Source organism: Pseudomonas sp. Marseille-QA0332 (assembly GCF_054950175.1).
Window position 1 is genome coordinate 4445333 of sequence record NZ_CM143106.1, and the last position, 24828, is coordinate 4470160.

Consider the following 24828-nt stretch of genomic DNA (forward strand, 5'->3'; position numbering starts at 1 on the left):
AAAACGGCAATCACCAGCGGGTTGTCATAGAAAAAACCGATCACCCGCATCCGTATCGAACATTAACGAACATCCTGCATGCGACTGGGGTGCCGCGCACTGTCAGACGATTTCCAGGCGGATCTTGTATTGTTCAAGCAGATCCACCAGCGGTTGCGCGGGGGCGTGGTCAGTGACCAGGCAGTCCACCAGGCTGATCGAACCCAGCCGGACCATGGCATTGCGCCCGAACTTGCTTGAGTCGGCGGCCAGGATCACCTGCCTGGCATTGGCGATGATCGCTTGCGAAACCCTGACTTCCTGATAGTCGAAATCCAGCAGGCTGCCATCTTCGTCGATACCGCTGATGCCGACCACGGCGAAGTCCACCTTGAACTGATTGATGAAATCCACGCTCGCCTGGCCCACGACGCCGCCATCCCGGCGCACCGTGCCCCCGGCCACCAGCACTTCGAAGTCTTCCCTGGCCCCGAGGATGGAGGCGACGTGCAGGTTGTTGGTGATGACTTTCAGGTGATCATGGTTGAGCAATGCGCGGGCGATGAATTCGGTGGTCGTGCCGATGTTGATGAACAGCGAGGCGTGGTCGGGGATCTGCCTGGCCACCGCTTCGGCGATCCTCTGTTTTTCGTCGCGCATCTGGTCGGCGCGCATCGCGTAGGCGGTGTTCTCGATGCTCGAGTCATAGGCAGCGCCGCCATGATAGCGGCGCAACAGGCCAGCTTCGGCGAGCAGGTTGATGTCCCGGCGAATGGTTTGCGGGGTAACGACGAACAGCTGCGCCATTTCCTCGATGCTGACATAGCCGCGCTCGCGGACCAGTTCGAGAATCTGTTGCTGTCGGGGGGGCAGGTTCATGAGCGTCCTTCAGGCCATCCTGGAAAACGCACAAGCTACAACAAGCTGCAAGCTGCAAGCTACAAGCTACAAGCCGATCGTGTCGAACTCACTTCGGCGCCGGGCTTGGAGATGGAGTCGAAGGCAAGGGCAGACTCGGTCTGCCTTGACTTGCGGCTTGCGGCTTGCGGCTCCTTCACTCCGCCCAGTCGCGAGTGCGCTCGATGGCTTTCTTCCAGCCGGCATAAAGGCGCTCTTTCTCGGCTTCCTCGAGCGTTGGGGCGAACTCGCGCTCGATGACCGCCTTGTCGCGCAGCTCGTCCAGGCCGCTCCAGAAGCCGCAGGCCAGGCCGGCCAGGTAGGCGGCACCCAGCGCCGTGGTTTCACGCATCTGCGGGCGTTCCACGCAGGTGCCGAGGATGTCGGCCTGGAACTGCATGAGGAAGTTGTTGGCCACCGCGCCGCCGTCCACGCGCAGTTCGCTGAGCCGATGACCGCAGTCCTGCTGCATGGCATCCAGAACGTCGCGGGTCTGGTAGGCGATCGACTCCAGCGCGGCGCGGATGATGTGGTCGACCTTGACACCGCGGGTCAGGCCGAACAGGGCGCCGCGGGCATAGGGGTCCCAGTACGGGGCGCCCAGTCCGGTGAACGCTGGTACCAGGTAGACGCCGTTGCTGTCTTTGACCTTGCCGGCGAAATACTCGGTGTCGAGGGCGTCGTTGACGATCTTCAGTTCGTCACGCAGCCATTGCACGGTCGAGCCGCCGTTGAATACCGCGCCTTCGAGCGCATAGGCGACTTCACCCCTGGGGCCGCAGGCGATGGTCGTGAGCAGGCCGTGGGACGAGGTCACCGGCTTGTCGCCGGTGTTCATCAGCAGGAAGCAGCCCGTGCCGTAGGTGTTCTTGGCCTGTCCGGCCCCGACGCACATCTGCCCGAACAGCGCCGATTGCTGGTCGCCGGCGATACCGGCAATGGCGATGCCGCTCTTGGTATGGCCATAGATCTCCGACGAGCTGCGCACTTGAGGCAGCATGCTCGAGGGGATGCCGAGCAGCTCCAGCATCCTGTCGTCCCAGGTCAGGGTATGGATGTTGAACATCAGGGTGCGCGAGGCGTTGGTGTAGTCGGTGACATGTACCTTGCCACCGGAGAATTTCCAGATCAGCCAGGTATCGACGGTGCCGAACAGCAGTTCGCCACGCTCGGCGCGCTCGCGTGCGCCTTCGACGTTGTCCAGGATCCACTTGAGCTTGGTGCCGGAGAAATAGGGGTCGGTGACCAGGCCGGTGGTCTGGCGGATATAGGCTTCGTGACCATCGCGCTTGAGCTGCTCGCAGATTTCGGTGCTGCGACGGCACTGCCAGACGATGGCGTTGTAGATCGGCCGGCCGGTTTCCCGGTCCCATACCACGGTGGTCTCGCGCTGGTTGGTGATGCCGAGGGCCGCGACCTGGGCGTGGCTGATGCCGGCCTGGGCCAGTGCTTCGACCATGGTCGCGCTCTGGGTGGCGAAGATTTCCATCGGGTCGTGCTCGACCCATCCCGGCTGTGGGTAGTGCTGGGCGAACTCGCGCTGGGAAGTGCCGACCACATTGGCGTCACGATCGAAAATGATTGCCCGTGAACTGGTCGTGCCTTGGTCCAGGGCAATGATGTAGTGCTTGTCGTGGAGGTCTGTCATGTCGTTGGCCTTGCAGAAAGAGGGAGGCAGGCTGGGCATTGGCTGGCAGCCTGGCTCAGGAAGCTTGGGTGTCGGCCTGGGCATTGTCGCCTGCCTGGGCCTGCCGGGTCGCGACCGCCGGTAGATTGCGCGCGATTGCGCCCCGGTACAGGGCGGCACCCAGGCAGGCGCCGAGGATCGGCGCGAATATTGGCACGAGGAAGTAGGGCACGTCCCGTCCGCCGGTGAGGCTCACCTCGCCCCAGCCCGCGAAGAAGGTCATCAGCTTGGGACCGAAATCGCGTGCCGGGTTCATGGCGAAGCCGGTCAGCGGCCCCATGGCGCTGCCGATCACCGCGATCAACAAGCCGATGAGCAGGGGCGCCATGGCTCCGCGCGGCAAGCCGTTGCCATCATCGGTCAAGGCCATGATCACCGCCATCAGCACGGCCGTGATCACCACTTCGACCAGGAATGCCTGCGAAGTGGACAGCGCCGCATGGGGATAGGTGGAGAATACCGAAGCCAGCTCGAGGCTCTCCGGGCTGCCGCGCAACATGCCATGGGCCTGTTCGAAATCGAAGAACAGGCTGCCGTACAAGGTGTACACCAGCGCTGCCGAACAGAAGGCTCCGGCAACCTGGGCGACGATGTAGAACGGTACCTTGCGCTTTTCGAACCCGCCGAACAGGCACAGGGCGATGCTGACCGCCGGATTCAGGTGCGCGCCGGAAATCCCGGCGGTGAGGTAGATCGCCATGCTCACGCCGATCCCCCAGATGAGGCTGATCTCCCAAAGGCCAAAGCTCGCTCCCGCGACTTTCATCGCGGCGACGCAGCCGGTGCCGAAGAAGATGAGTAGTGCAGTACCGAGGAACTCGGCGATGCATTGGGCTTGAAGCTTGGGTTGGGCAGTCGTCATGTAGGAAGACCTCGCTCTTGTTGTTGTGTACTCGCGCGTTCGACCGCAGGGCCCGGCCCGCACCGAAGCGGGGCGAACACCAAGGAATGCACCCGGAACGGGCAGGATTCTTCAGAAACGAAAAAATATAGACAAGAAATGCCGATGTCAAAGGTCGAAAGTGAACGCTCAGCCACTTTTCGACTGCAAGGCGAGTTGGCGATTCGCCCGCGTAGGAAGCGATCTAGTCGGCTTCTGGGATTTGTCCTACAGTAGCCGCCGATGCTTAATCGCCTGGAGTAACCATGACCCCTGCCTTGGCGGTATTGAAGAAAGCCCGTGCCGAACATCGCGTGCACAGTTACGAACATGATCCGAAGGCTGCTTCCTATGGCCTCGAGGCGGCGCAAAAGCTCGGCCTGGATGCGCAACAGGTATTCAAGACCTTGCTGGCATGCACGGAGAAAGGCGAACTGCTGGTGGCGGTGGTGCCCGTTGGCGGCACCTTGGACCTCAAGGCCCTGGCCCAGGCCGCGCAGGTGAAGAAATGCGAGATGGCCGACCCGGCGGCGGCGCAGCGTTCCACCGGCTATCTGGTAGGAGGCATCAGCCCGCTGGGCCAGAAGAAGCGCTTGCGCACCTTCATCGATGAATCAGCAAGGCGATTCGCGACGATTCACGTCAGCGCTGGCAGGCGAGGCCTCGAAGTCGAGCTGGCAGCCGCGCTGCTGGCTTCGCTCACCCAAGGCAGCTTCGCTGAAATCGGACGCGGATGAGGCGCGGCGAAAGCCGAAGCCTCAGTTCGATGTGCTGTAGCGTCGCACGCCATTTTCCTGCTCTGCCAGTTGCGCGGCTACGCTCCCTTGGGCGGGGAACACCACCAGGTGATCGGCAGCGACCGCCACGCCCACTTCCTCGCCGACCTGGCGGTCCACGTGGCTGGGGAAGATCGCCTCCAGCTGGCTGCCGGTGGCAAGCTGCAGTCGGTACAAGGTCGAGGCACCCAGGAAACTCTTGCCAACGATGGTCGGACGTAGTGGGCTGTCCGGTGCATGAACGATGTCGTCCGGGCGCAGCAGCACATCGACGGCGCTACCAGGGGTGATGTTGTAGGCCCGGTTGCCACGCAGCTCGCCAAGCTCGGTGTTGACCGCCTCGTGGCTGGTCAGCTGGCCACGAATGAAGTAGCCCTGGCCGATGAAGCTGGCGACGAATGGTGTGCGCGGTTCATGGTAGAGGTTGTAGGGAGTATCCCACTGTTCGAGGCGGCCGGCCTTGAACACACCCACATGATCGCTGACAGCGAAGGCCTCTTCCTGATCGTGGGTGACCAGGATGGCGCTGGTGCCACGACTCTTGAGGATGTCGCGGACTTCGTGGCTCAGGCGCCGACGCAGTTCCACATCGAGGTTGGAGAACGGCTCGTCGAGCAGCAGCAGTTGCGGCTCGGGCGCCAGTGCGCGGGCCAGGGCCACGCGCTGCTGCTGACCACCGGAAAGCTCATGCGGGTAGCGCGCGCCCAGGCCGGCCAGTTTCACCAGCTCGAGCATCTCCTCGACCACCTGCCGCTGCCGCGGGTGCCTGGCTATGCCGAAGGCGATGTTCTGCGCGACGGTCAGGTGCGGAAACAGCGCATAGTCCTGGAAGACCATGCCGATGCGCCGTCTTTCCGGAGCGAGAGTGAAGCCGGCGCGGGAAATGACTTCGCCGGCCAGCTGTATCTCGCCCTCGTGCACCGGCTCGAAGCCGGCAATGGCACGCAGGGTCGTGGTCTTGCCGCAGCCCGAAGACCCGAGCAGGCAACCGATGTCGCCCGCATTGAGGTGCAGGTTGAGGTTCTGGACGATGCGCTGGTCACCATAGCCACAGGCGAGGTCGCGCAGGGAAAGCAGCAGGGAATGGCTCATGCGTGGTGGTATGCCGGCTCTACAAGGAATTCGAGAAGGGCCTTCTGTGCATGCAGGCGATTCTCGGCCTGGTCCCAGGCGACCGAACGTGGGTCGTCGAGCAGGTCGAGGCTGATCTCCTCGCCACGGTGGGCGGGCAGGCAGTGCATGAACAGGGCGTCTGGTGCCGCCAGGTCGAGCAGTGCGGCGTTGACCTGGTAAGGCGCGAAATGCGCCAGGCGCCGAGCAGTTTCCTCCTCTTGCCCCATGGAAGTCCAGACGTCGGTGCTGATTAGGTGCGCGTCGCTTACCGCTTCGCGCGGGTCGCGCACTACCTGGACTCGCTCGCCAGCCTTGGCCAGGAAGCGCGGGTCGGGCTCGTAGCCCTCCGGACAGGCCACGCGCAACTGGAAATCGAACTGCATGGCCGCCTCGACATAGCTGTTGCACATGTTGTTGCCGTCGCCGATCCAGGCCACCGTCTTGCCCTGGATGGCGCCGCGGTGCTCGAGAAAAGTCTGCATGTCGGCCAGCAGCTGGCACGGGTGCAGGTCGTCGGACAGGCCGTTGATCACCGGCACCCGCGACTTGGCCGCGAACTGGGTGAGCGTGTCGTGGGCGAAGGTCCGGATCATGACCGCATCGAGCATGCGAGACATGACGATGGCGCTGTCACCGATCGGCTCGCCGCGCCCCAGCTGGGTATCGCGCGGGGACAGGAAGATCGCCTGGCCGCCGAGCTGGATCATGCCGGCCTCGAAAGACAGTCGGGTGCGGGTCGAGGACTTTTCGAAGATCATCCCCAGCACGCGGTTCTTCAGAGGCTCGAACAACACGCCGCGATTACGCAGGTCCTTGAGCTCGATGCCTCGACGGATCACGCCGAGCAGTTCGTCAGCTGTGAAATCCATCAGGGAGAGAAAGTGCCTAGCGCTCATGATTGACTACCTTATCTGCAACGAATGCAAGTCACCGTAGGGGTTTGGCTGACAACGGCAGTGACCTGCGGCGAATGCCGCACGCGGCGACGAAAATGGGAAAGACGCAATACTATAATTGAATGTCGCCTGAAACCAAGGGGCGTGCGTGCTGATGCGGCGCCCCGGTGGCCCGGCGACCAGCAGGCTTGCCTTGCACGAATCTCCGCTCGTGCTCACCTGCAGCTTGCCAGACAAGCGTCCCGGCTTTCCGATACAATGGTCCACCGTGCCGGCGATTGTGTCGGATAGTTCAGCCGAGGTGTTCAATGGATATCATCGAAACAATCAAAGAGCAGATTGCCAACAATACCGTTCTGCTTTACATGAAGGGCTCGCCGAATGCGCCGCAGTGCGGTTTCTCGGCACGTGCGGCGCAAGCGGTGATGGGCTGCGGCGAGAAATTCGCCTACGTCGATATCCTGCAGAACCCGGAGATCCGTGCCAACCTGCCCAAATATGCCAACTGGCCGACTTTCCCGCAGCTGTGGGTCGGTGGCGAACTGGTTGGCGGCAGCGACATCATGCTCGAGATGTTTGAGAAAGGTGAGCTGCAGACCTTGATCAAGGAAGCTGCCGCCAAAGCCAAGGCTTCCGAAGCCTGATCGAGCGACAACGCTGGGCCGCAGCAGCGGCCAAGGCAAAAGAAAAGCCTCGCTGATGCGAGGCTTCTTCGTTCAGACGCCGATCATTCTTCGCCCATCTGCGTCTGCAGGTAGTTCTCGATACCGATCTTGTCGATCAGCCCCAGCTGGGTTTCCAGCCAATCGATGTGTTCCTCTTCGGATTCCAGGATGTCCTCGAGCAGGTCGCGGCTGCCAAAGTCTCCGACCGTCTCGCAGTGGGCGATCGCTGCCTTGAGGTCCTGCAGGCCTTTCTGTTCGATTCGCAGGTCGCACTCGAGCATTTCCCGCGTATGTTCGCCGATCAGCAGCTTGCCCAGGTCCTGGACGTTCGGGATGCCTTCGAGGAAGAGGATGCGCTTGATCAGCTTGTCGGCATGCTTCATCTCGTCGATGGACTCGTCGTATTCGTGCTTGCCGAGCTTGTTCAGGCCCCAGTCTTCGTACATGCGAGCATGAAGGAAGTACTGATTGATCGCGACCAGCTCGTTCCCGAGGATCTTGTTGAGATGCTGGATGACGCTGACGTCGCCTTTCATGTTCGGATTCCTGCTGTAGAAGTGGCAATGAGCAAGAGTGTGAGCCGGGCAACTTTCGCTGTCAAACCTAAGTTATTGAATAATCAATGAAAATTAATGGAAGTAAGAATGTTTTTGAACCGCGTCTATATATAAGTCGTTGAATTGCGGACATAAAAAAACCGGACGCCAGGTCCGGTTCTTCGAGAAGGGCGATTCAGGCCGTGGTGAATTCCACGGGGTAGGGCAGTGCGGCCTGCTGGCTGACGTGCAGCTCGGCCAGGGTGTCGCGCACCACCTCCTTGGCCAGGCAGGCGCATTTGCCACACTGGGTGCCTACGTTCGTGGCGGCTCGGACTTCCTTGTAGCTGCAGCATCCTTCATAGATCGCATCGCGGATCTGTCCGTCGGTTACACCAACACAGAGACACACATACATAAGTCAGACCATCGTCGGTTGTGGCTTGATGGTCTGGAGAGTAATGGTAATGAGAATGCTTGTCAAAGCGCATCCAGGTCGCTGCCGGCTGGCCTGACCGACGGTTAGACTCGGTCTATCGACAGCAGGCGTGTATGATGGGCAGCCTTTTGGGCGAACCTTGGCCCGAAGCGGCCAAGGTTGAACCCTTTGTTCATCATCAGGAGATAACGAATGAGCGTGCTCGTTGGCAAGCAAGCCCCCGATTTCACCGTCGCTGCCGTGCTCGGCAATGGCGAGATCGTCGACACCTTCAACCTGGCCTCGGCCATCAAGGGCAAGTACGGCCTGGTGTTCTTCTACCCGCTGGACTTCACTTTCGTCTGCCCGTCCGAGCTCATCGCCCTGGACAACCGCATGCCGGAATTCCAGGCGCGTGGCGTGGAAGTGATCGGTGTCTCCATCGACTCCCATTTCACCCATAATGCCTGGCGCAACACGCCGGTCGAGAAAGGCGGCATCGGTCAGGTCAAGTACACCCTGGCAGCCGATATCTCCCACGAAATCTGCAAGGCCTACGATGTCGAGTCCGAAGGTGGCGTGGCCTTCCGTGGCGCATTCCTGATCGACAAGAACGGCGTCGTCCGCTCGCAGATCATCAACGACCTGCCGCTGGGCCGCAACATGGACGAGCTGCTGCGCCTGGTCGACGCCCTGCAGTTCCACGAGGAGCACGGCGAAGTCTGCCCGGCCAACTGGAAGAAAGGCGACAAAGGCATGACCGCTTCGCCGGAAGGTGTCGCTGCCTACCTGAGCGAGAATGCCGGCAAGCTGTGAATCCCGGTATTGCCGTGCATGAAAGAACCGGCCCCATGGGCCGGTTTTTTTGCACTGGCGTCAGTCGTCGAAGTGGCGCCAACCGCCCATGTCTTTCCAGCGGTTGACGATGGCACAGAACAGTTCGGCGGTCTTTTCCGTGTCGTACCGCGCCGAGTGTGCTTCTCGTCCATCGAAATCGATGTCGGCGCTTTGGCACGCCCTGGCCAGTACCGTCTGCCCGTAGGCGAGGCCGGCCAGCGTAGCGGTATCGAAGCTGGAGAAGGGGTGGAATGGATTGCGCTTGAGGTCGGTACGGGCTACCGCCGCGTTCAGGAAACCCAGGTCGAAGCTGCTGTTGTGCCCGACCAGGATCGCTCGCTTGCAGCTGTTGGCCTTGAGTGCCTTGCGCACGCCACGGAAGATGTCGGTCAGGGCGGTTTCTTCGCTCACCGCCATGCGCAGCGGATGATCGAGCTTGATGCCGGTGAATTCCAGCGCCGCCTGTTCGATGTTGGCACCCTCGAACGGCTCCACCCGATGGAAATAGGTGTGTTCGGGGAACAGGAAACCTTTTTCGTCCATGCCGATGGTCACGGCGGCGATTTCCAGGAGCGCATCGGTGGCGCTGTTGAAACCGCCGGTCTCGACATCCACCACCACGGGCAGATAGCCACGGAAGCGTTCTGCCATGGGGTGGCGCGGGCCGGCGGCCTGACCGTCCTGGTCTTCTTCGTAGCGGTCTTCGCTCACGCGTTTTCCTCCAGCAGACGCCAGCGCAGCTTCTCGCCCGCGCGCAGCGGTATCACCGTCTGCTCGCCGAAGGGCAGGCTTTCAGGCGCGGTCCATTCCTGGCGAACCAGGGTGATCGTATCGGTGTTGGCCGGCAGGCCATAGAACGCCGGGCCGTGCAGGCTCGCGAAGCCTTCGAGCTTGTCCAGCGCGCCGCGCTGTTCGAACGCCTCGGCATACAGCTCGATGGCCGCATAGGCGGTGTAGCAGCCCGCGCAGCCGCAGGCCGACTCCTTGGCGTGACGAGCATGCGGAGCCGAATCGGTACCCAGGAAGAACTTGCTGTTGCCGCTGGTGGCCGCCTCGAGCAGGGCTACCTGATGCGTATTGCGCTTGAGGATCGGCAGGCAATAGAAATGCGGGCGGATGCCGCCGACCAGCATGTGGTTGCGGTTGTATAGCAGATGCTGCGCGGTGATCGTGGCGCCGACGTTGGCCGGGGCCTCCCGGACGAACTGCGCGGCATCCGCCGTGGTGATGTGTTCGAACACCACCTTGAGGGTCGGGAAGCGCTCGACCACGCGGCGCAGGTGCTCGTCGATGAAGCGTTTTTCGCGATCGAATACGTCGATCTCGGCGCGCGTCACCTCGCCGTGCACCAGCAAGGGCATGCCTGCCTCGGCCAGCGCTTCGAGGACGGGGAAGATATTGTCGATACTGCTCACGCCCGAGTCGGAATTGGTGGTCGCGCCGGCCGGATAGAGCTTGGCTGCATGGACGAAGCCGCTGGCCTTGGCGGCGCGGATGTCATCCGGGCTGGTGCGGTCGGTGAGGTACAGCACCATCAGCGGTTCGAAGCGACTACCGGCCGGCAGCGCGGCCAGGATGCGCTCGCGGTACGCGCCCGCCTCGCAGGCGTTGCGCACCGGGGGTACCAGGTTGGGCATGATGATGGCACGGGCGAAGGTGCGCGCCACGTCACCGACGGTATGCGGCAACACCGCGCCATCGCGCAGGTGGATATGCCAGTCATCGGGACGCAGGAGGGTCAGGCGATCGGACATTGGGAATTCCAGGCGGGTCGAACTCAGGCAGCAATGCTACCGGAAAACCCCGATGCGAGCACTGCCTTGCAGCCTTGCGCGCCTGCAAGGGCAAGGTTTGCCGTGCAACCGGTCAAGTTTTGCGCCGATACGCCGATAGCCCGGAGGTAGCCGTGATCATCCCGTGGAGCCGCTCGTGCGTCGTCATCTAGTTCTGCTCAGCCTGTTCGCCAGCCTGCCGGCGACGGCACTGACCTTCCAGACCCGCATGGAAAACATCGCCTGGACAGTCGAAGGCGATCAGTTCGAGTGTCGGTTGACCCAGCCTATCGAGGGCTTCGGCAGCGGCGAGTTCGTGCGCCGTGCCGGCGAAGGGCCAGTCTTTCGCCTGCGTTCGGCCGGCAACGCCCTGGGTGCAGGTCCGGCCACTCTGCTGGCGGCTGCCGCGCCTTGGCAGCCCGGGCGGGCCGACATCAGTCTGGGAACGGTGCGCCTGGCCCGTGATGGAGTGCTCTTCAGCTCCTCCCAGGGGCAAGCCAGCCGCCTGATCAACGGCTTGCTCGACGGTCGCAGCACGGTGGTGCGCAACCGGGCCGGCGAAGGTGGCCAGGCAATGGAGGTGCGGGTACTGCCGGTAAGCTTCGCCAAGGCCTATGGTGACTACCAGGCCTGCGCGGGCAAGCTGCTGCCGATGAACTACGACCAGGTCCGCCAGACCCAGGTAGGCTTCCCTGGCGGCGGCACCGAGCTGGATGCGTCGGCCAAGGCCCGGCTGGACGTGGTATTGGCCTACATGAAGGCCGACCCGACGGTTAACCGGGTCGAGCTCGACGGCCACTCCGACAACAGCGGCAACCGCTTGACCAATCGCGAGCTTTCCCGCCGCCGCGCCCTGGCGGTGGCCGACTACCTCAAGGCCCATGGCGTGCCGGAAGCCGACATCGTGGTGCGCTTTCACGGTGAGCGCTATCCGCTCGCCCGAAACGACAGCTCGGCCAACCGGGCGCGCAACCGACGGGTGAGCCTCGAGCTGGATCGGGTTGCCGCGGTCCAAGGGCCGGTGGAAGGCGCGGCACCTGCAGGTGGACCGGCCGAGCGGGCGCAGCAGGCTGGTGCATCGACACCAGCGCAGACCGCCAGCACTGCCAGGTCGCCTCGGCCTGGCGAACCGTGACACGGCCGTAGCGAAAACCTGCCGGAAAAACCTTGTCGCTTTGGCATCACAAGCTGTCGCCCTACTGTAAAATCACCCACAAGCCCGGTAGAATCGGGCCCTTTCCGTACAACCCCGTGGAGTGATGGCATGGCGGACGTAAAAAAGGTCGTACTGGCGTATTCCGGCGGCCTTGATACTTCGGTGATTCTCAAGTGGCTGCAAGACACCTACAACTGCGAAGTGGTGACCTTCACCGCCGACCTGGGCCAGGGCGAGGAAGTCGAGCCCGCTCGCGCCAAGGCGCAGGCCATGGGCGTCAAGGAAATCTACATCGATGACCTGCGCGAAGAGTTCGTGCGAGATTTCGTCTTCCCGATGTTCCGTGCCAACACGGTGTACGAAGGCGAGTACCTGCTCGGTACTTCCATTGCCCGCCCGCTGATCGCCAAGCGCCTGATCGAGATCGCCAACGAGACCGGCGCCGATGCCATTTCCCATGGCGCGACCGGCAAGGGCAACGACCAGGTTCGCTTCGAGCTGGGCGCCTACGCGCTCAAGCCGGGCGTCAAGGTCATCGCGCCATGGCGCGAGTGGGACCTGCTGTCGCGCGAGAAGCTGATGGACTATGCCGAGAAGCATGGCATCCCGATCGAGCGCCATGGCAAGAAGAAATCGCCCTATTCGATGGATGCCAACCTGCTGCATATTTCCTATGAAGGCGGGGTCCTGGAGGATACCTGGACCGAGCACGAGGAAGACATGTGGCGCTGGAGCGTCTCTCCGGAGAAGGCCCCCGACCAGCCAACCTACCTGGAGCTGACCTACCGCAATGGCGATATCGTCGCGCTCGACGGCGTCGATATGAGCCCCGCCACGGTACTGGCCACGCTCAACCGCATCGGCGGCGAAAACGGCATCGGCCGACTGGATATCGTGGAAAACCGCTATGTCGGCATGAAGTCGCGTGGCTGCTACGAAACTCCCGGCGGGACCATCATGCTCAAGGCGCACCGGGCTATCGAATCGATCACCCTGGACCGCGAAGTCGCTCACCTCAAGGATGAGCTGATGCCCAAGTACGCCAGCCTGATCTACACCGGCTACTGGTGGAGCCCGGAGCGCCTGATGCTGCAGCAGATGATCGACGCCTCGCAGGTCAACGTGAACGGCGTGGTGCGCCTGAAGCTGTACAAGGGCAATGTCGTTGTCGTGGGCCGCAAGTCCGACGACTCGCTGTTCGACGCCAACATCGCGACCTTCGAGGAAGATGGCGGCGCCTACAACCAGGAAGACGCGGCCGGCTTCATCAAGCTCAATGCGCTGCGCATGCGTATCGCCGCCAACAAAGGCCGTTCGCTGCTCTGATTCGACGACGTCGAGCCAAATGACCCCGGCGCCATGCCGGGGTTTTGCATTGGCGCGCCTCGGCAGGTGCCGGCTCAGGAGGGCGGCGCCTGTCGGGTCGTCGATAATGGGTCGACCGATATGCATATGCGTGTCTGACGGTCCATGTTGTAGACCACCCAGCGATGATGCCGGCTCGCCGGCAGGCCCACCGCGCGCAGCACATGTGTCTCGATCGTCCGCTGCGTATCCGCGCCGGACAGCACGATGGTCATCGTTTCCGGCAATCCATCCCCGGTAGCCAGTTCCATCAGTGGCAGCTGCAGCGCTGCTGGGCTTGCGGCACGCTCCAGGAGGTCGACGCCTGCCCTGGTCGTGTCCTCGCGCTCGAGCCGGTTGGCAGGGAAGTAGAGCGACCTGTGATTGAAGTTCAAGGTCAGGAAGAACAGGATCGTGAGAAAGAACGGGAAGCCGACCAGGAACCAGGTGTAGATGGTCTGGCTGCGTTCGCTCAGGAACGGTAGGGAGGCCAGCGCGGATGCCTCTATGATCCCGGCGAAGATGGCGATGATGGTCAGCGGGCTGATGGTTTGTGGCGGGCTCATGGGACCCCCTCTCGAGTGCATTGCGTGCGGGTTTAGCATGCTTGGCGCTGATGTTCGAAAGTGAGCCATTTCGCCCCCAGGAAAGACTACCCGGGCGGCCTGGCGATCCAGGCGTTTTTCGCCATGCACGATGGAACGATGCCTGCATCGGAAAACGGCTTTGTCTGCTGTTTCATATCTTTTGCCGTTGTTAGTCTTCAGGCCGAAGTCGTTCCGAATTCTGTTTGAATCTAAATCAAAAAGTTACTAGATGTAGGACCTTTCGCTAGTTGATGTAAGTTTTATCTCGGCAGGTAAATGTGCGGGGAGACGCCACGCACTCGAGCGGTCGTCTCGGTTATTGTACGGATTCAGAACTAGAACAACGGAAAGTTGATATCGCATGAACAAGGTATTGATCGTGGATGATCATCCGGTCATTCGTCTGGCGGTGCGCATGCTGATGGAACGACATGGGTACGAGGTCGCGGCGGAGACCGACAATGGCGTGGATGCGTTGCAGCTGGCGAGGGAGCATCTTCCCGACATCGTGATCCTGGACATCGGGATTCCCAAGCTCGACGGCCTGGAAGTGATCACCCGCCTGTCCATGTGCAGCGCGCACACCAAGGTGCTGGTGCTGACATCCCAGGCGCCAGGCCACTTTTCGATGCGCTGCATGCAGGCTGGGGCTGCCGGCTACGTCTGCAAGCAGCAGGAGCTCACCGAACTGCTCAGTGCCATCAAGGCGGTGCTGTCCGGCTACAGTTACTTCCCCAATCAGGCCCTGCACAAGGCACGATGCATCATCAACGGAGGTACCGAGACGGAAATGGTCGAGCGCTTGTCAGGGCGCGAGATGATGGTGTTGCAGCAGCTGGCCAAGGGACGCAGCAACAAGGAAATCGCCGACAGCATGTTCCTCAGCAACAAGACGGTCAGCACCTACAAGACCCGCCTGTTGCACAAGCTCAATGCCCGTTCGCTGGTGGACCTCATCGAACTTGCCCAGCGACACGGACTGGTATGAGGCACCAAGCCTCCAACGGAGGCTTGGCCAGCGATTTTCAGAAATCGTAATCGTATTCTGCCAGCTGTTTCTGCAGGCGCCGTTCTTCGAGCAGGTTGTCGATGGTGCGACGCTTGGTCAGGTTGGTCTTCGCAGTCTCGACAGGCGCTTCGCCATCGTCTTCGCTGCTGGTGAAATCATCGTCCAGGACAAGATCTTCTTTATCGGTACTCATGAGTCACTCCAAGCCAAGAGGGCCGTTGGCCGACCTTATAGCGAGAATCATGGCGACGGTAAAAAAGATTTTTTCAATCGAAGGGCGTGGCTTTCCCAATAACCTCAATCATCACTTGTCTTCGCCTTGTATTCGCACAGGTCTTCGATGCGACAGCTGCCGCAGCGGGGCTTGCGTGCCTGGCAAACGTACCTGCCATGCAGAATCAGCCAGTGGTGGGCATCGAGCAAGTAGTCGCGTGGCACGAACTTCAACAGCTTTCTTTCGACTTCCAGCACGTTCTTGCCTGGGGCGATGCCAGTGCGATTGCTGACTCGAAAGATGTGCGTATCGACGGCCATGGTCAATTGCCGGAACGCTGTGTTGAGGACCACGTTGGCCGTCTTGCGTCCCACGCCGGGCAACGCCTCGAGGGCCTCGCGGGTCTGTGGGACCTCGCCAGCATGCCGTTCGATCAACAGGCGACAGGTCTCGATGACGTTGCGTGCCTTGCTGTTGTACAGGCCGATGGTCCTGATGTACTCGCTCAGGCCGTCCACTCCCAGGGCAAGCACCGCTTGTGGCGTATTGGCGACCGGGAACAGCCTGGCCGTGGCCTTGTTGACACCCACGTCCGTTGCCTGCGCCGACAGGATCACGGCGATCAACAGTTCGAATGGCGTGGTATAGGCCAGTTCGGTCCGCGGTTCGGGATTGTCTTCATGGAGCCTGCGAAAAATCTCCAGGCGCTTGGCGGCATTCATGGTTGGGGCATTCCTTGACGTGGTGCGCGGCGCTGCCTCGTACCAGGTCGATTGTAACGGGTACGGCGGTCAGGCGAGAAAGCATGCGACCCTGGTGCCGCCAAGCGGCGCCAGGCGGGAAGGCCCCGGCCCAGCGGCCGGGGCTGGCGCGTCACTTGATGCGTTGGCCAGGCTTGGCACCGCTGTCGGGGCTGAGCAGGTAGATTTCCTCGCCGCCAGGACCAGCCGCCATGACCATGCCCTCGGACACGCCGAAGCGCATCTTGCGGGGCTTGAGGTTGGCCACCATCATGGTCAGGCGGCCTTCGAGCTTGGCTGGATCCGGGTACGCCGACTTGATGCCGGAGAAGACATTGCGTTGCTCGTCACCGATGTCGAGAGTCAGGCGCAGCAACTTGTCGGCCCCTTCCACCGCCTCGGCCTTGACGATCAGCGCCACACGAAGGTCGACCGCGGCAAAGGTGTCGAACTCGATCTGCTCTGCCAGTGGGTCCTTGGCCAGTTCGCCGTTGCCGGCCGGTGCCGCGGGCTGCGCCACGGCCAGGTCCTGCTTGCTGGCTGCGATCATCGCCTCGATCCGGGCTGGCTCGATGCGACTCATCAGCGGCTTGAAGGCATTGAGCTGATGGTTCTCCAGGCGCGACTGGTAGTCGTTCCAGGCAAGCGGAGCCACGTTGAGGAACGCCTCGGCATCGGCCGCCATGACCGGCAGCACGGGCTTGAGGAAGATCACCAGCAGGCGGAACAGGTTGATGCCTTGGGCGCAGATGGCCTGCACCTGATCCTGCTGGCCTTCCTGCTTGGCCAGCGACCACGGCGCCTTGTCGGCGATCCAGGCGTTGGCGCGATCGGCCAGGGCCATGATTTCGCGCATGGCGCGGGCGAAATCACGGGCCTCGTAGGCTTCGGCGATCGAAGGCGCGGCCTGGACGAAGGCGTCGGTCAGTTCCGGCGCGGCGTGCGCGGCCACCAGCACGCCCTGGTTGCCCTTGTGGATGAATCCGGCGCAACGGCTGGCGATATTGACCACCTTGCCGACCAGGTCGGAATTGACCTTCTGGACGAAATCCTCGAGGTTCAGGTCCAGGTCATCGACGCTGCGTCCCAGCTTGGAGGCGTAGTAGTAGCGCAGATATTCCGGTGCCAGGTGGTCCAGGTAGGTGCGCGCCTTGATGAAGGTGCCACGCGACTTGGACATCTTGGCACCATTGACGGTCAGGTAGCCGTGCACATTGATGCCGGTCGGCTTGCGCAGACCGGCGCCTTCGAGCATGGCCGGCCAGAACAGGGCGTGGAAGTTGACGATGTCCTTGCCGATGAAATGGTACAGCTCGGCTTTGGAGTCCTTGTTCCAGAACGCGTCGAAATCCAGCTCCGGACGACGCGCGCAAAGGTTCTTGAAGCTGGCCATGTAGCCGATGGGCGCGTCCAGCCAGACGTAGAAGTACTTGCCGGGTTCATCTGGAATCTCGAAGCCGAAGTACGGAGCATCGCGGGAGATGTCCCATTCCTGCAGGCCGGCGTCGAGCCACTCGGCCAGCTTGTTGGCTACCGCATCCTGCAGCGTACCGCTGCGGGTCCACTCCTGCAGCATGGCCTGGAACTGCGGAAGCTTGAAGAAGAAGTGCCGGGAATCGCGCAGCACCGGGGTGGCGCCGGAAATCGCCGACTTGGGGTCCTTCAGCTCGGTCGGCGAGTAGGTCGCGCCGCATTTTTCGCAGTTGTCGCCATACTGGTCTTCGGCCGCGCAGCGCGGGCAGGTGCCCTTGATGAACCGGTCGGCGAGGAACATGCCTTTTTCCGGGTCGAAGTACTGGGTCACCGAGCGGCTGGCGATGTGCCCGGCATCGCGCAGGCGGCGATAGACCAGGCTGGACAGCTCGCGGTTTTCTTCGCAGTGGGTCGAATGGAAGTTGTCGAAGTCGACCAGGAAGTCGGCGAAGTCGCGGCTGTGCTCGGCCTGGACATTGGCGATGAGTTGCTCAGGGGTGATGCCTTCCTTCTCGGCGCGCAGCATGATGGCCGAACCGTGAGCGTCGTCGGCGCAGACATAGATGCACTGGTTGCCACGCAGCTTCTGGAAGCGAACCCACATGTCCGTCTGGATGTACTCCAGCATGTGGCCAAGGTGGATCGAACCATTGGCGTAGGGCAGGGCGCTGGTGACGAGAATCTGGCGTGGCTCGGACATGGGGGCTCGGCTACTTATGTGGCGACGGGTGAACTTGACGATGATCGGCCACTATAAAGCGCCGGGAAATATATTTCACCCCATCAGCGCATCTGATGCCGGTCGACGGGTTAGCATAGGGGCTCGATTCATCAGTCAGTCTTGCCACGGGAGTCTCCATGAGTGCCGTCACGCGTGCCGCCGTCGAAGCCATTCTTCGCCAGTACACCGATCCCTACCTGAACCAGGACCCGGTCAGCGCAGGCTGTGTCCGCAGTATCGACATCCAGGCAGGCCAGGTCGATGTACAGCTGCAGCTGGGCTATGCCGCCGGGCTGTTCGCCAATGGCTGGGCCCAGGTGTTGCGCTCGGCCATCGAAGGCCTGCCTGGCGTGGCGGCGGCGCGGGTCAGCGTCGACACCGTGATCGCCGCGCACAAGGCGCAAGCCCAGGTGCCAGGCATGGCCAACGTGAAGAACGTCATCGCGGTGGCTTCGGGCAAGGGCGGGGTGGGCAAGTCGACCACTGCTGCCAACCTGGCCCTGGCCCTGGCTCGCGAAGGCGCCAGGGTCGGCATCCTCGATGCCGATATCTATGGGCCCAGCCAAGGGGTCATGTTCGGTATCCCCGAAGGTACCCGGCCGCAGATACGCGAGCAGAAGTGGTTCGTACCGATCAAGGCCCATGGCGTGGAAGTCATGTCCATGGCCTTCCTTACCGATGACAATACCCCGATGGTCTGGCGCGGTCCGATGGTGTCCGGCGCCTTGCTGCAACTGGTGACCCAGACGGCCTGGGACGATCTCGATTACCTGGTGATCGACATGCCCCCGGGTACCGGCGACATCCAGCTGACCCTGGCGCAGAAAGTCCCCGTGGCCGGTTCGGTGATCGTCACCACGCCGCAGGACCTGGCATTGCTGGACGCTCGCAAGGGCGTGGAAATGTTCCGCAAGGTCAACATCCCGGTGCTGGGAGTGGTGGAGAACATGGCCGTGCACATCTGTTCGAACTGCGGCCACGCCGAGCACCTGTTCGGTGAAGGCGGCGGCGAGAAGCTGGCGGCGCAATACGGCGTCGAGCTGCTGGCATCGCTGCCGTTGTCCATGCTGATCCGTGAGCAGGCCGACAATGGCCGGCCAACCGCCATCGCCGAACCGGAAAGCCAGATTGCGATGATCTATCAGGAACTGGCGCGCCAGGTAGGTGCTCGCATCGTCCTGCAGGAAGCCGCGACGCCAGCGATGCCGAGCATCACCATCAGCGAGGACTGAGCGCACCCGCGGCGTGGTGGCCGCGTCGAGCCATCACGCCAGCCTGCCGACTCGACCGTTGCAGGGCTGGCCCAGGCATAAAAAAACCCGCCGATGGCGGGTTTCTTCAAGCGCGAAGCGAGATCGACTTAGGCGATCTGGACTTCTTCAGCCTGCATGCCTTTCTGGCCGCGGGTAGCGACGAAAGTAACAGCCTGGCCTTCTTTCAGGGTTTTGAAGCCGTCAGCCTGGATGGCCTTGAAGTGTACGAACAGGTCGTCACCCGACTGAGGGGTGATGAAGCCGTAGCCCTTCTCATCGTTGAACCACTTGACAACACCGGATTGGCGATTGGACATGTTTCTGTCTCCTTGGACAAAGTTGATTACGGCTCAGGAAACACCCCGGGCCGGGACTGAGTGCAAAGAGCAGGAAAATTCAGCGATGGGCCGATGGTAATCGTGCATCAAACAGAGATTCTCGGTGTCACGTGCAGCACAGTGGCGTCACCATAACCCACTTTCCCCGGCCTGCCAATGGCCAACAGCGGCTTTGTCGAAATTCGGATCGATGGAACCGGCAAGGCCCGTCTCGCGTGGTCTCGAGGGACGGAACTTTGCCGTCTGGCGCGGGTATCGTAAGATGCGCCCTGGTTTTCCCCATCGCATTTTCAGGACACCCGCCATGAGCATCAAATCGGACAAGTGGATTCGCCGCATGGCGCAGGAACACGGCATGATCGAACCGTTCGTCGAGCGTCAGGTGCGCGGCGAGCAGGACAGCCGAGTCATTTCCTTCGGCGTCTCCAGCTACGGCTACGACGTGCGCTGCGCGGACGAATTCAAGGTCTTCACCAACATCAACTCGGCCACCGTCGACCCGAAGAACTTCGATGCCGGCAGCTTCGTCGATGTCAAGAGCGATGTCTGCATCATTCCACCGAACTCCTTCGCCCTGGCCCGCACCGTCGAGTATTTCCGCATTCCGCGCAACGTGCTGACCATCTGCCTGGGCAAGAGCACCTATGCCCGTTGCGGCATCATCGTCAACGTCACGCCCCTGGAGCCGGAGTGGGAGGGCCATGTGACCCTGGAGTTCTCCAATACCACCACCTTGCCAGCCAAGATCTACGCCAACGAGGGCGTGGCCCAGATGCTTTTCCTGGAATCCGACGAAGAGTGCGAAGTGTCCTACAAGGACCGTGGTGGCAAGTACCAGGGACAGCGCGGCGTCACTCTTCCGCGGACCTGATCGAACGTGGTCGGGAATTAGTTTTGCCAAAGGCACTCCAAGCTAGTGAACAGCCCTTGCACACACGACGTGTGCCGGCTCTTTGCCAGGAGTTGCCTATGAAAATCGACCCCGCTATCAGTGCCAAGCTGGCCGTGCTGCAGCCCAACCAGATCGGGTTGTTGGCATGGTCGCTGCTGGCCCAGCCGCAAGGCTCCGTGCAGGCAGGTGGAATCCCTGGCCAGCCGGATCCGGACTTCCCGCAACCTTCCGAGCCGGAAACGCCGCCTGAAGGGGTGCCGACCATCCCTGACGAACCCCCACCGACTCCCCAGGCCTGAGGTCAGGGCACTTCCCAGACCCGGTCGGCGCCTGTGAGGTAGACCTTCGCAGTCGCCGTTGGGGTGATTTCCCAGCCACCAGTGAACTCGCCGAACGCCGGCAGCAGGCTGACGCCTGCATCCATCAGGTAGCAAGGCAGGCGGAGACGCTGGCGCGCGCGGCCGCGCAGCACGTAGACCGGATGCACGTGCCCGGCGAGCACGGCATGGGTCGGGTGCGGCTGTGGCTCATGCTGCAGGGCGAACGGCCCGACCAGCCACGGCTCATCCACCACCCGCATGCGCAGCTCGGCGGGCGGGTCGCCGGCATGGCGGTCATGGTTGCCGCGTATCAGCACGATGTCCAGCTCGGGATGGCTGGCGCGCCAGGCCTGGAGCCGCGCCAGTGTCGCCGGCGCCCGCGCATTGCGAGCGTGCAGGAAGTCGCCAAGCACCACCAGGCAACGGCAGGCATGGGCTGCCAGCAGGCTGTCCAGGCGTGCCAGGGTGGCCTGTGTGGTGCCGCGTGGCACCGGCTGGTGCAGGGCGCGATAGCTGGCGGCCTTGCCGATGTGCAGGTCGGCCACCAGCAGCATCTGCCGGCGGGGCCAGTAGATTGCCTTGTCAGGCAATAGCCAGAGCGTTTCGCCGCAGTGCTCGATCTGCTCGTGGTACAGGTTCATCGTCTGCCTCCGTCGGCAGCGCCTTCCAGGTCGGCGACCATGCGCGCGATGCGGTCGGCAAGCTTCTCGCTGCTCATGGTCTCGCGCAAGCCTTCCACCACCAGGGCGAAGGCCAGGGGGCTGGGGTGTTCGAGCACGTGCAGGTCCAGGCGAAGCTGGTTGATGCGCAGCAATTGGTGTTGCAGGCGCTCGATTTCCAGTTCGTCCCGCAATACTTCATCGCGAGCCTGGCCAAGCAGCAGGTTGCCGCTGTCATGTTTGCGAAAGACCTCGAAGAACAGGCCACTGGATGCCTGGATCTGACGGATGCTCTTCTGTGCCGCCGGGTAGCCACCGAACACCAGCCCGGCGATCTGGGCGATTTCACGGAAGCGGCGCAAGGCCATTTCCCCCGCGTTGAGGCTGGCGAGCACGTCCTCGAGTAGGCTGTCGGGCGACAACGCTTCGGTCAGATGGCCGGCCCAGTCCACCTGGCTTGGGCTGAGCAGTTCGAAGCCGTAGTCGTTCACCGCGATCGATACGCTCAACGGTCGTGTGCGGCTGATCCGCCAGGCGACCAGGCTGGCCAGGCCGAGGTTGGCCATGCGTCCGGCGAACGGATAGAGGAACAGATGGCTGCCCTGGCGCGAGACCAGTGTCTCGGCCAGCAGGGTGTGCCGGGTGGGCAACGCCGACCAGACCGCCTGCAATTGGAGTAATGGCTTTACCGTGCGCATTTCGGGGCTGTCGAAGCGACCTTGCGCGGCGGCATCGAGTTGCTCGACCAGAGCCTGGGCAAGCTCGCCGGAGAGGGGCTGGCGTGCGCCACTCCAGCGCGCCACCGCAGCCTTCCTTGCCGTGCTGCGGCGTACATAGGCCGTCATGTTCTCCACCCGTACCAGCTCCAGTACCCGTCCGGCGAAGAGCAGCGTGTCGCCAGGGCGCAAGCGGGCGATGAAGGCTTCCTCGACACTGCCCAGGTGCTTGCCGCCGCCGCCCTTGCTCCAGTATTTGAGGTGCAGATGTGCCTCGCTGACGATGGTGCCGATGCCCATGCGGTGGCGCCGCGCCAGGCGTTGGCTGGTAACGCGCCAGACGCCGTCGGCCTGCGCCTCGACCCGCTGGTAGTCGGGATAGGCACTGAGCGAGTCGCCGCCGTGGCGAACGAACGCCAGGGCCCATTGCCACTGACTGTCGCTCAAGTCATGGAAAGCCCAGGTGCTGCGCACTTCAGCCAGCAGCTCGGCGGGCCGGAAGCCGCTGCCCAATGCCATGCTGACCAGATGCTGGACCAGTACATCCATGCACAGACGTGGGGATCGGCGCGCTTCGATATGGCCGCAGGCCAGGGCTCGGCGCGCCGCTGCGGCCTCCACCAGCTCCAGGCTGTGAGTCGGCACCAGGGTGATCCGCGAGACGCGGCCTGGCGCGTGGCCGGAGCGTCCGGCACGTTGCAGCAGACGCGCCACGCCCTTGGCCGAACCAATCTGCAAGACCCGCTCGACCGGCAGGAAATCCACGCCCAGGTCGAGGCTTGAGGTGCAGACCACTGCCTTGAGCGCGCCGTCCTTGAGGCTGCGCTCTACCCAGTCACGCGTGTCGCGGGCCAGCGAGGAATGGTGCAGGGCAATCAGCCCGGCCCAGTCCGGTCGCGCCTCGAGCAGCGCCTGGTACCACAGTTCCGACTGGGCGCGAGTGTTGGTGAAGACCAGGCAGCTGCTGCTGGCGTCGATCTGGTCGCGGACCTGGCCAAGCATCTTCAACCCCATGTGGCCGGCCCAGGGAAAACGTTCGATGGCATCGGGCAATAGGGTGTCGACCAGGATGCGCTTGTCCTGGCGGCCCTTGACCAGCTCGCCGCCGTGCGGCAGGAGCACTTCGCGGGCATGCTCGAGATTACCGAGCGTGGCCGACAAACCCCAGGTGACCAAGCCTGGGTGCCAGCGGCGCAGACGCGCCAGGGCCAGTTGCAGTTGCACGCCACGCTTGTTGCCGAGCAACTCGTGCCACTCGTCCACCACGACCATGCGCAGGCTGCAAAAATCCTGCTCTGCCCGTTCGCGGGTCAACAGCAGCGTCAGGCTTTCCGGCGTGGTGACCAGCGTGCTTGGCAGGCGTCGGGCCTGGCGGGCCCGCTCGGCACTGCCGGTATCGCCACTGCGTACCCCGACCGTCCAGTCCAGTGCCAGGTCATCCAGCGGCGCCTGCAATGCGCGCGCCGTGTCGGCAGCCAGGGCGCGCATGGGCGTGATCCACAGCACCTGCAATGGCGCCGGCTGGCGCGCCTGGGCCTTGCCAAAGGCGCGCAGCGCGGCGAACCACACGGCGTAGGTCTTGCCGGCACCGGTATTGGCATGCAAGAGCCCCGACTCGCCTCGGGAAACGGCGGCCCAGACGCGGCGTTGGAAAGCGAATGGCGTCCAGCCGCGGGCGTCGAACCATTGGCTGGCGGGATCGGGGCGTGAAGGCATACGGCTGGCGGGTCCGTCGGGGAACATCCTTTACAGACCGTCGGCATTGCCGGTTGGTTTTACCCATCAAGGCGCCAGCAGGTAACCGCTGCGGCAGATCCGCCGACCAGCGACATGCGCCACCACCATGCCGGTCGTGGCCATGCGTCGCGCGCTGCGCGCATAGAGCAGGCCGGGCTGCGCATTGCGTACAGGCGTGACCTGGTCAGTGAGCGGGTCGATGATCTCGGCGACCAGTTGCCCGGCTTCCAGGTCATCGCCGGGGCTGGCGTGGAACACCAGCAGCCCGCCCGTGACGGCGACCAGAGGCTCGACCGCCGCCAGCGGTGTCGCTGGACGGGGCAGGACCGGCAGAGGTGGGACGGGGCCATCGATCACGCCGCGCAAGGTCAGGAAGTCCAGCAGCGCCTGGCAGTCCTGCCTGGCCAGGTCATGGCTGACGTCGCCCTGGCCGCGCAGTTCGACGGTGACCGAGACGCTGCCTTCGGGGATGGGGAAGCGCTTGGCGAAACGTTGCTGCAACTGCCACCAGAACAGGCTGAAACATTCGTCGAACGATTGCCCGCCCGAGTCGGTGGCCAGCAGGCTGGCCTGGGCACCGAGGTAGCGTGCCAGTGGCTCGACCTGCGGCCAGGCTTGCGGGGTGGTGTACAAGTGCTCGACCGCCTCGAAGTCGCAGTGCAGGTCCAGCACCAGTTCGGCTTCGCAGGCCAGCCGCTGCAGCGCCAGCCGCAGGGAGTGCAATGGCGTGGTCGGTACATGGGCATCCAGCGCCTGGCGCAGACGCTGGCGAATCAGCGCCAGGTTGTGCGCTGGATCCTGGCTCAGGTGGGGTTCGACCTGGTCTCCGACCACATCGGACAGATCGACGAAGTTGCGGTTGAAGTTCTCGCCGCTGTGCAGCTCGAAGCGGCCCAGTGGCCCCTCCAGCAACACCTGCCCCAGCCCTGCCGGGTTGGCGATCGGGACCAGGACGATTTCCCGACGTAGTCGGCCTTGGCGTTCCAGGTCGGCCAGGCGACCCTTGAGGTGCCAGGCGACCAGCATGCCGGGCAGCTCGTCGGCGTGCAGCGAAGCCTGGACGTAGACCTTGCCGCTGTCCGCGGGGCCGAAGTGGAAGCTGTGCAGCAGACGCGTGATGCCCGGTGCGGGCGCCAGCAGTTCATGGGTCCGAGGGTGCATGGTGATCCTGGCGAAGAAGGTGAACGGTTCGCGACGAAGTCGCGCACACAGA

At 63.0% G+C, this 24828-nt stretch carries 26 protein-coding genes; 9 read left to right on the plus strand and 17 right to left on the minus strand.

Annotation, left to right across the window (positions count from 1 at the left end):
- Nucleotides 1-102: 102 nt before the first annotated feature.
- The 3 genes from ACY8GK_RS20510 to ACY8GK_RS20520 all read right to left on the minus strand — a co-directional run bounded on the left by ACY8GK_RS20510 (nt 103) and on the right by ACY8GK_RS20520 (nt 3425).
- Nucleotides 103-858 (minus strand): DeoR family transcriptional regulator, encoded by a 756-nt coding sequence (locus ACY8GK_RS20510; RefSeq protein WP_196180676.1) that lies wholly within the window; start codon nt 856-858, stop codon nt 103-105.
- A 175-nt stretch (nt 859-1033) separates the two neighbouring features.
- Nucleotides 1034-2524: a glycerol kinase GlpK gene (glpK, locus tag ACY8GK_RS20515; protein ID WP_196180678.1), complete on the minus strand. Its 1491-nt coding sequence runs from the start codon at nt 2522-2524 to the stop codon at nt 1034-1036.
- A gap of 55 nt (nt 2525-2579) precedes the next feature.
- A complete protein-coding gene (locus tag ACY8GK_RS20520) occupies nt 2580-3425 on the minus strand; it encodes an MIP/aquaporin family protein (protein ID WP_196180680.1) in 846 nt (281 codons plus the stop codon).
- A gap of 284 nt (nt 3426-3709) precedes the next feature.
- On the opposite strand from ACY8GK_RS20520, the gene ybaK reads away from it, so the two are divergent.
- On the plus strand, nt 3710-4180 hold the full coding sequence (gene ybaK / locus ACY8GK_RS20525; protein ID WP_462401917.1) for a Cys-tRNA(Pro) deacylase: 471 nt from the start codon (nt 3710-3712) through the stop codon (nt 4178-4180).
- 21 nt (nt 4181-4201) lie between these two features.
- On the opposite strand, the gene ACY8GK_RS20530 is transcribed toward ybaK, so the two are convergent.
- Nucleotides 4202-5311, minus strand: coding sequence for an ABC transporter ATP-binding protein (locus ACY8GK_RS20530; RefSeq protein ID WP_196180684.1), 1110 nt, complete (start codon nt 5309-5311; stop codon nt 4202-4204).
- On the minus strand, nt 5308-6228 hold the full coding sequence (argF, locus tag ACY8GK_RS20535) for an ornithine carbamoyltransferase (RefSeq protein WP_196180686.1): 921 nt from the start codon (nt 6226-6228) through the stop codon (nt 5308-5310). Before argF ends, ACY8GK_RS20530 begins: the two co-directional genes overlap by 4 nt.
- A 308-nt stretch (nt 6229-6536) precedes the next feature.
- On the opposite strand from argF, the gene grxD reads away from it, so the two are divergent.
- Entirely contained in the window at nt 6537-6872 is a 336-nt protein-coding gene (gene grxD, locus ACY8GK_RS20540; protein ID WP_196180688.1) for a Grx4 family monothiol glutaredoxin, read from the plus strand.
- Between the two features lie 83 nt (nt 6873-6955).
- Here the strand turns inward: grxD and bfr are convergent, their stop codons facing one another.
- Both bfr and ACY8GK_RS20550 read right to left on the minus strand, forming a co-directional pair.
- Nucleotides 6956-7429 carry a bacterioferritin gene (bfr, locus tag ACY8GK_RS20545; protein WP_462401918.1) on the minus strand — a complete coding sequence of 158 codons (474 nt, stop codon included), beginning with the start codon at nt 7427-7429 and terminating at the stop codon, nt 6956-6958.
- A 196-nt stretch (nt 7430-7625) separates the two neighbouring features.
- Nucleotides 7626-7847: a bacterioferritin-associated ferredoxin gene (locus ACY8GK_RS20550; RefSeq protein WP_196180692.1), complete on the minus strand. Its 222-nt coding sequence runs from the start codon at nt 7845-7847 to the stop codon at nt 7626-7628.
- Nucleotides 7848-8060: 213 nt separating this feature from the next.
- Between ACY8GK_RS20550 and ACY8GK_RS20555 the strand changes: the two genes are divergently transcribed.
- A complete protein-coding gene (locus ACY8GK_RS20555) occupies nt 8061-8663 on the plus strand; it encodes a peroxiredoxin (RefSeq protein ID WP_196180694.1) in 603 nt (200 codons plus the stop codon).
- A 60-nt stretch (nt 8664-8723) separates the two neighbouring features.
- On the opposite strand, the gene rnt is transcribed toward ACY8GK_RS20555, so the two are convergent.
- Both rnt and pyrC read right to left on the minus strand, forming a co-directional pair.
- The gene (gene rnt / locus ACY8GK_RS20560; protein WP_230376179.1) at nt 8724-9335 is read right to left on the minus strand and encodes a ribonuclease T; all 612 of its coding nucleotides are present in this window, start codon (nt 9333-9335) and stop codon (nt 8724-8726) included.
- A gap of 56 nt (nt 9336-9391) precedes the next feature.
- On the minus strand, nt 9392-10438 hold the full coding sequence (gene pyrC / locus ACY8GK_RS20565) for a dihydroorotase (RefSeq protein ID WP_196180696.1): 1047 nt from the start codon (nt 10436-10438) through the stop codon (nt 9392-9394).
- Between the two features lie 175 nt (nt 10439-10613).
- Here pyrC and ACY8GK_RS20570 point away from each other — a divergent pair, with 175 nt between their 5' ends.
- Complete coding sequence (locus ACY8GK_RS20570) at nt 10614-11591, plus strand: flagellar protein MotY (protein ID WP_462401919.1); 978 nt, start codon at nt 10614-10616, stop codon at nt 11589-11591.
- A 129-nt stretch (nt 11592-11720) separates the two neighbouring features.
- A complete protein-coding gene (locus ACY8GK_RS20575; protein WP_196180698.1) occupies nt 11721-12938 on the plus strand; it encodes an argininosuccinate synthase in 1218 nt (405 codons plus the stop codon).
- 74 nt (nt 12939-13012) lie between these two features.
- Here the strand turns inward: ACY8GK_RS20575 and ACY8GK_RS20580 are convergent, their stop codons facing one another.
- Nucleotides 13013-13522, minus strand: coding sequence for a hypothetical protein (locus tag ACY8GK_RS20580; protein WP_462401920.1), 510 nt, complete (start codon nt 13520-13522; stop codon nt 13013-13015).
- Nucleotides 13523-13904: 382 nt separating this feature from the next.
- On the opposite strand from ACY8GK_RS20580, the gene ACY8GK_RS20585 reads away from it, so the two are divergent.
- Nucleotides 13905-14531, plus strand: coding sequence for a response regulator transcription factor (locus ACY8GK_RS20585; protein ID WP_196180700.1), 627 nt, complete (start codon nt 13905-13907; stop codon nt 14529-14531).
- Between the two features lie 37 nt (nt 14532-14568).
- Here ACY8GK_RS20585 and ACY8GK_RS20590 read toward each other — a convergent pair whose 3' ends face one another.
- The 3 genes from ACY8GK_RS20590 to metG form a co-directional block, all read right to left on the minus strand.
- Complete coding sequence (locus ACY8GK_RS20590) at nt 14569-14745, minus strand: PA3496 family putative envelope integrity protein (RefSeq protein WP_196180701.1); 177 nt, start codon at nt 14743-14745, stop codon at nt 14569-14571.
- A 104-nt stretch (nt 14746-14849) separates the two neighbouring features.
- The gene (gene nth / locus ACY8GK_RS20595; protein ID WP_196180702.1) at nt 14850-15488 is read right to left on the minus strand and encodes an endonuclease III; all 639 of its coding nucleotides are present in this window, start codon (nt 15486-15488) and stop codon (nt 14850-14852) included.
- A 151-nt stretch (nt 15489-15639) separates the two neighbouring features.
- Entirely contained in the window at nt 15640-17679 is a 2040-nt protein-coding gene (metG, locus tag ACY8GK_RS20600) for a methionine--tRNA ligase (RefSeq protein ID WP_196180704.1), read from the minus strand.
- Nucleotides 17680-17837: 158 nt separating this feature from the next.
- Here metG and apbC point away from each other — a divergent pair, with 158 nt between their 5' ends.
- On the plus strand, nt 17838-18932 hold the full coding sequence (gene apbC / locus ACY8GK_RS20605; RefSeq protein ID WP_196180706.1) for an iron-sulfur cluster carrier protein ApbC: 1095 nt from the start codon (nt 17838-17840) through the stop codon (nt 18930-18932).
- Between the two features lie 128 nt (nt 18933-19060).
- Here apbC and ACY8GK_RS20610 read toward each other — a convergent pair whose 3' ends face one another.
- Complete coding sequence (locus ACY8GK_RS20610) at nt 19061-19270, minus strand: cold-shock protein (protein WP_003254922.1); 210 nt, start codon at nt 19268-19270, stop codon at nt 19061-19063.
- A 325-nt stretch (nt 19271-19595) separates the two neighbouring features.
- On the opposite strand from ACY8GK_RS20610, the gene dcd reads away from it, so the two are divergent.
- Nucleotides 19596-20162: a dCTP deaminase gene (gene dcd, locus ACY8GK_RS20615; RefSeq protein ID WP_008096785.1), complete on the plus strand. Its 567-nt coding sequence runs from the start codon at nt 19596-19598 to the stop codon at nt 20160-20162.
- 98 nt (nt 20163-20260) lie between these two features.
- Nucleotides 20261-20482 (plus strand): hypothetical protein, encoded by a 222-nt coding sequence (locus ACY8GK_RS20620; protein ID WP_196180708.1) that lies wholly within the window; start codon nt 20261-20263, stop codon nt 20480-20482.
- A gap of 2 nt (nt 20483-20484) precedes the next feature.
- Here ACY8GK_RS20620 and pdeM read toward each other — a convergent pair whose 3' ends face one another.
- The 3 genes from pdeM to ACY8GK_RS20635 form a co-directional block, all read right to left on the minus strand.
- A complete protein-coding gene (gene pdeM, locus ACY8GK_RS20625; protein ID WP_462401921.1) occupies nt 20485-21144 on the minus strand; it encodes a ligase-associated DNA damage response endonuclease PdeM in 660 nt (219 codons plus the stop codon).
- Complete coding sequence (locus tag ACY8GK_RS20630) at nt 21141-23594, minus strand: ligase-associated DNA damage response DEXH box helicase (RefSeq protein ID WP_462401922.1); 2454 nt, start codon at nt 23592-23594, stop codon at nt 21141-21143. The genes pdeM and ACY8GK_RS20630 overlap by 4 nt, the downstream gene beginning before the upstream one ends.
- 66 nt (nt 23595-23660) lie before the next feature.
- Nucleotides 23661-24776 (minus strand): succinylglutamate desuccinylase/aspartoacylase family protein, encoded by a 1116-nt coding sequence (locus tag ACY8GK_RS20635; protein WP_196180712.1) that lies wholly within the window; start codon nt 24774-24776, stop codon nt 23661-23663.
- Nucleotides 24777-24828 lie beyond the last annotated feature (52 nt).

Excerpts from the sequence above, each read along its gene's own strand:
- ybaK (WP_462401917.1), top strand. The coding sequence starts at position 3,710 with ATGACCCCTGCCTTGGCGGTATTGAAGAAAGCCCGTGCCGAACATCGC.
- ACY8GK_RS20580 (WP_462401920.1), bottom strand. The coding sequence starts at position 13,522 with ATGAGCCCGCCACAAACCATCAGCCCGCTGACCATCATCGCCATCTTC.
- glpK (WP_196180678.1), bottom strand. The coding sequence starts at position 2,524 with ATGACAGACCTCCACGACAAGCACTACATCATTGCCCTGGACCAAGGC.
- ACY8GK_RS20610 (WP_003254922.1), bottom strand. The coding sequence starts at position 19,270 with ATGTCCAATCGCCAATCCGGTGTTGTCAAGTGGTTCAACGATGAGAAG.
- apbC (WP_196180706.1), top strand. The coding sequence starts at position 17,838 with ATGAGTGCCGTCACGCGTGCCGCCGTCGAAGCCATTCTTCGCCAGTAC.
- ACY8GK_RS20530 (WP_196180684.1), bottom strand. The coding sequence starts at position 5,311 with ATGAGCCATTCCCTGCTGCTTTCCCTGCGCGACCTCGCCTGTGGCTAT.
- pdeM (WP_462401921.1), bottom strand. The coding sequence starts at position 21,144 with ATGAACCTGTACCACGAGCAGATCGAGCACTGCGGCGAAACGCTCTGG.
- ACY8GK_RS20510 (WP_196180676.1), bottom strand. The coding sequence starts at position 858 with ATGAACCTGCCCCCCCGACAGCAACAGATTCTCGAACTGGTCCGCGAG.
- ACY8GK_RS20520 (WP_196180680.1), bottom strand. The coding sequence starts at position 3,425 with ATGACGACTGCCCAACCCAAGCTTCAAGCCCAATGCATCGCCGAGTTC.
- ACY8GK_RS20630 (WP_462401922.1), bottom strand. The coding sequence starts at position 23,594 with ATGCCTTCACGCCCCGATCCCGCCAGCCAATGGTTCGACGCCCGCGGC.
- ACY8GK_RS20550 (WP_196180692.1), bottom strand. The coding sequence starts at position 7,847 with ATGTATGTGTGTCTCTGTGTTGGTGTAACCGACGGACAGATCCGCGAT.
- ACY8GK_RS20590 (WP_196180701.1), bottom strand. The coding sequence starts at position 14,745 with ATGAGTACCGATAAAGAAGATCTTGTCCTGGACGATGATTTCACCAGC.
- bfr (WP_462401918.1), bottom strand. The coding sequence starts at position 7,429 with ATGAAAGGCGACGTCAGCGTCATCCAGCATCTCAACAAGATCCTCGGG.
- metG (WP_196180704.1), bottom strand. The coding sequence starts at position 17,679 with ATGTCCGAGCCACGCCAGATTCTCGTCACCAGCGCCCTGCCCTACGCC.
- pyrC (WP_196180696.1), bottom strand. The coding sequence starts at position 10,438 with ATGTCCGATCGCCTGACCCTCCTGCGTCCCGATGACTGGCATATCCAC.
- ACY8GK_RS20575 (WP_196180698.1), top strand. The coding sequence starts at position 11,721 with ATGGCGGACGTAAAAAAGGTCGTACTGGCGTATTCCGGCGGCCTTGAT.
- rnt (WP_230376179.1), bottom strand. The coding sequence starts at position 9,335 with ATGGCAGAACGCTTCCGTGGCTATCTGCCCGTGGTGGTGGATGTCGAG.
- ACY8GK_RS20585 (WP_196180700.1), top strand. The coding sequence starts at position 13,905 with ATGAACAAGGTATTGATCGTGGATGATCATCCGGTCATTCGTCTGGCG.
- ACY8GK_RS20555 (WP_196180694.1), top strand. The coding sequence starts at position 8,061 with ATGAGCGTGCTCGTTGGCAAGCAAGCCCCCGATTTCACCGTCGCTGCC.
- ACY8GK_RS20620 (WP_196180708.1), top strand. The coding sequence starts at position 20,261 with ATGAAAATCGACCCCGCTATCAGTGCCAAGCTGGCCGTGCTGCAGCCC.
- argF (WP_196180686.1), bottom strand. The coding sequence starts at position 6,228 with ATGAGCGCTAGGCACTTTCTCTCCCTGATGGATTTCACAGCTGACGAA.
- nth (WP_196180702.1), bottom strand. The coding sequence starts at position 15,488 with ATGAATGCCGCCAAGCGCCTGGAGATTTTTCGCAGGCTCCATGAAGAC.
- grxD (WP_196180688.1), top strand. The coding sequence starts at position 6,537 with ATGGATATCATCGAAACAATCAAAGAGCAGATTGCCAACAATACCGTT.
- ACY8GK_RS20635 (WP_196180712.1), bottom strand. The coding sequence starts at position 24,776 with ATGCACCCTCGGACCCATGAACTGCTGGCGCCCGCACCGGGCATCACG.
- dcd (WP_008096785.1), top strand. The coding sequence starts at position 19,596 with ATGAGCATCAAATCGGACAAGTGGATTCGCCGCATGGCGCAGGAACAC.